The organism is Pauljensenia hongkongensis (assembly GCF_001746855.1).
GTDB lineage: Bacteria > Actinomycetota > Actinomycetes > Actinomycetales > Actinomycetaceae > Pauljensenia > Pauljensenia hongkongensis.
The window spans coordinates 430,809-431,562 of sequence record NZ_CP017298.1 but is presented as its reverse complement, the minus strand read 5'-3'; the positions used below and the strand labels follow the sequence as shown (position 1 = coordinate 431,562).

Here is a 754-nt window from a genome sequence, read left to right as displayed (position 1 = left end):
CGGCGTGCGCGACGGCCTCGAGGGCGCGCTGCCCTTCGCGCTCACCGGCTCCCAGCGCGCCGCGATCGGGGCCATCGACGCCGACCTGGCGCGCCCCTCGCCGATGCAGCGCCTCCTGCAGGGCGACGTCGGCTCCGGCAAGACCGTCGTCGCCCTGGCGGCGCTGGCGCGCGTGGTCGACAACGGGCGCCAGGGGGCGCTCGTCGCGCCCACGGAGGTCCTCGCCGAACAGCACTTCGCCTCGATCACCGCCCTGCTGGGGCCCCTGGGCGGCGCGGTGGGGGTCCGCCTGCTGACCGGCTCCACGCCGGAGGCGGCGCGCAGGGCCGTCCTGGAGGAGATGGCCTCGCCCGGGCCCCTCATCGTCGTGGGGACGCACGCCCTCCTGCAGGACTCCGTCGGCTTCGCCGACCTGGCGCTGGCGGTCATCGACGAGCAGCACCGCTTCGGCGTCGCCCAGCGCGCGGCGCTGCGGGCGGCCCGCGCCGACGGGCGCCTGGTCCACGAGCTCGTCATGACGGCCACCCCCATCCCCCGCACCATCGCGATGACCGTGTTCGGGGATTTGGACGAGACCCGCATGGAGGGGCTGCCCGCGGGCCGCGCGCCCGTGGCCACCCACCTCGTCGACGCCTCCAACGGCCCGTGGATCGAGCGCCTGTGGCGGCGCGCCCGCGAGGAGGTCGACTCCGGAGGGCGCGTCTACGTCGTGTGCCCCCGCATCGACGAGGACGACGCGGTGGCGGACGCCGAC

At 76.8% G+C, this 754-nt stretch carries 1 protein-coding gene; it reads left to right on the top strand.

Going from position 1 to position 754, the window contains the following annotated elements:
- Positions 1 to 754, top strand: a 754-nt coding sequence (locus BH719_RS09965; protein WP_009400238.1) for a DEAD/DEAH box helicase, incomplete at both ends; no start/stop codon positions are given.